This is a genomic window from Alcanivorax sp. HI0044 (assembly GCF_001634945.1).
Map to the genome: position 1 here is coordinate 1 of NZ_LWEZ01000736.1, position 2,571 is coordinate 2,571.

General features: G+C 59.9%; 4 protein-coding genes. All 4 read right to left on the bottom strand.

Going from position 1 to position 2,571, the window contains the following annotated elements:
- Window positions 1-295: YqaJ viral recombinase family protein (locus A3730_RS08825; RefSeq protein ID WP_197477384.1), on the bottom strand; the 295-nt coding region annotated here is incomplete at its 3' end.
- A 91-nt stretch (window positions 296-386) separates the two neighbouring features.
- Window positions 387-812 carry a hypothetical protein gene (locus tag A3730_RS08830; RefSeq protein WP_063519345.1) on the bottom strand — a complete coding sequence of 142 codons (426 nt, stop codon included), beginning with the start codon at window positions 810-812 and terminating at the stop codon, window positions 387-389.
- Between the two features lie 60 nt (window positions 813-872).
- On the bottom strand, window positions 873-1,841 hold the full coding sequence (locus A3730_RS08835) for a DUF932 domain-containing protein (protein WP_063537941.1): 969 nt from the start codon (window positions 1,839-1,841) through the stop codon (window positions 873-875).
- Between the two features lie 41 nt (window positions 1,842-1,882).
- Window positions 1,883-2,377, bottom strand: coding sequence for a DNA repair protein RadC (gene radC / locus A3730_RS08840; RefSeq protein WP_063520510.1), 495 nt, complete (start codon window positions 2,375-2,377; stop codon window positions 1,883-1,885).
- Window positions 2,378-2,571: the final 194 nt, after the last annotated feature.

The window sequence follows — 2,571 nt, forward strand, 5'->3', positions numbered from 1 at the left end:
TGCCGGTGATCTTGGCGTAAGCCTCGGCCACCTGGGGCTCCAGCAGGGTGCCCCAGGAGAGCGGCGATTGGATGTCATCGGGATCAGGCGCGGGGAACAGACCATCGCGCCCGGTCTTGATCATCCACAGCTCCAGCGGTGACTGGTACGGGCTGATGCCGACGGCGGCAGCCGCATCACTGGCGCCAATGCCCTGCTTGCGGATCTTCAGCCAGTCCTCCCGGCTCATCTGCTTGGTAGAGACAAGGCGCAGTGCCGGGCGCTGGGTAGGAGTTGTGCTTTTCGGTTGTGCCATGAGTGTTCTCCTGACAAAGAAAAGCCCCGGCACAATGGCCGGGGCTAGAAGTAAGGGAAGGGGATGGAGAGTGAGTGATGCCTAAATGGCATCATGCGGCGCGGCCTGACGACGAGGGTGGCTCATCACCTATCTCGAAGAAGTCATTCACCAGCGCTTCGATATAGCGTTCGGCTTGCTTGTCGCTGGGGAGGTGGCCGGTAGTAAGCAGTTGCTCACCCAGCCATTCGCCCAGCTCGCTGACCACTTCGTACTCGAAGATGCCGGGGCGTCCACGGGGTTCGAACCAGATGTGGGAGACGGTTTGCCACAGTGGGTCCAGGTATTCACAGGAGGCGATGATCAGCTCGATGCAGCCACTGTCCCAGGTCTCCAGGATGCGGCGACTGCGCCCCGGATCGCCGGGGTGGCACATCAAGCCTTCATGCAGGAACGCGCCCCACACCGCTGCCAATTCAGCAGGCATAGGGCGGCAGTCCCATACCGCCAACAGGCGGTAGAGCCATTTCAGATCCATGGTGTTCTCCAGGTTTTTTTAATGCGGGAATAGAGAGGGGAAGAAAAGATCCGACCGGTATCAGGCGACCAGCAGGGAAGTTTGCTCCAGAGCACGTTGCTTGATCTGGGCACCCTTGCCGAACCAGGCCGAGTCCAGCCGGTTGTCGGTGCTGCGGGCTCGTCGCTCATGGTCCACGAACTCGGTGACCGCATTGAGCAGGCCGTAGGCTGTGTTCTTGGCGGACGTCAGATCCGACCCGCGACCGGCACCCTCATACAGAGCCATGGCTTTCTTCATGGCCTGTTCGTTGGCCTTCACCGGCATGCCCGGTGGCTGATAGCCGGTGTCGGTGAAGATGGTCTGCATGACCTTCTTGGCGGTCTTGCGGGTAATGCGGCGCTCGCTGAGGGCCTTCAGGCGATACATGAAGTCATCCCAGGCAGAGACAGAGATGCCTAGCTGCTTCTTCACCGACTGCGGATCAAAGGTGGTGTTGTGGCGTACCTTCACCGCATGGGTATTGCCATTCAGTGCCACCGCAAGGGTGTTATTGCAGACGACCCGGATACTGGTGAACTGCGCNGTNGTNGCCAGGGTGCCGTCACAGGCGGTAGCCAGCAGCACATAACCGTTGGTTTGGTCATTCCCGGCCAACGTCCCGGACTGGCCTGTTCGCGCCAGTGCCCACAGCTTGCGGCCACCTTTCAATACGCCAGCGGTCTCCAGCTCGAAGCCGGATTGCTCGGTGAGATCCCGGTAGAACTCCAGCACCTCACGGGGCTGAACCACCTTGAAGCGGTTACTCACTACCGACAGGGGCTCCTGATTATCAGAACGGAACAGCACTTTCTGATCCGGGAAGGACGAGATCTGCCCGAGCGTACCGGCCTCGCTACTGATAAAGCGAACCGGGGTCTCACGGATCTCCCAATCCATGCAGGCTTCCCGCATCCAGACTTCCAGCGGTTGTTGGCTGGCCAGCTGGTTGCCCAGCCCATGCCAGGGGGTGCGGCCTACATAGGCCATGCTTTCGACAAGATGTGCCATGGTGAATCTCCTAATAACTAAGAAATGCCCAAAGGGCAGGGTTAGAGCCAGCCGCGCTCGGCGAGACTGACGTAGCCGGAACGGGACACCACAAAGTGGTCCAGCACCCGCACATCAATCAGTGCGAGGGCGTCCTTGAGGCGTTTGGTGATTTGCCGGTCGGCAGTGGAGGGCTCACTGCATCCGGAGGGGTGGTTATGGGCAAAGATGACGGCAGCGGCATTGCAGTCCAGAGCACGCTGCACCACCACGCGGGGGTAAACAGCAGAGCTATCAATGGTGCCGTTGAACAAGGTCTCAAAACTGAGCACCTTGTGCTTGTTGTTGAGGAAGATGGCGGAGAAGACCTCGTTCTTCTCCTGTGCCAGAGCCAGCTGCAGGAACTGGGCAACATCGGTGGGCGCGGTCAGCGCTTCCCGGTCGGTGAGCTCATCGAGCAAGATGGAAGCGGCGGTGCTGACAATTTCCTCGGGCTTCACGCAGCCCTGTACGTGGTACAGGCCCTGCTCGTTCTTTACGAAAGTGGGAATATCCATTCAGGCCTCCAAAGGGGCATAAAGAAGCGCGCACAAGGCGGGCTTCAGAGTATTTAGTAAAGGAAAGAGGGGGATTACTCAGAGTCGAGGCGGAAGCTGTGACCGCAGTCCAGGCATTCCAGGTTGTCGAGATAGGTCTCGTCGAGCTTGGCCCCCAGCGCGGCACCGGCTTCACCGCCGGCTACACCTCCAGC

What these genes read in the sequence shown, in the direction of transcription:
- A3730_RS08830 (WP_063519345.1), bottom strand. Translation starts at nt 812, where the DNA reads ATGGATCTGAAATGGCTCTACCGCCTGTTGGCGGTATGGGACTGCCGC.
- radC (WP_063520510.1), bottom strand. Translation starts at nt 2,377, where the DNA reads ATGGATATTCCCACTTTCGTAAAGAACGAGCAGGGCCTGTACCACGTA.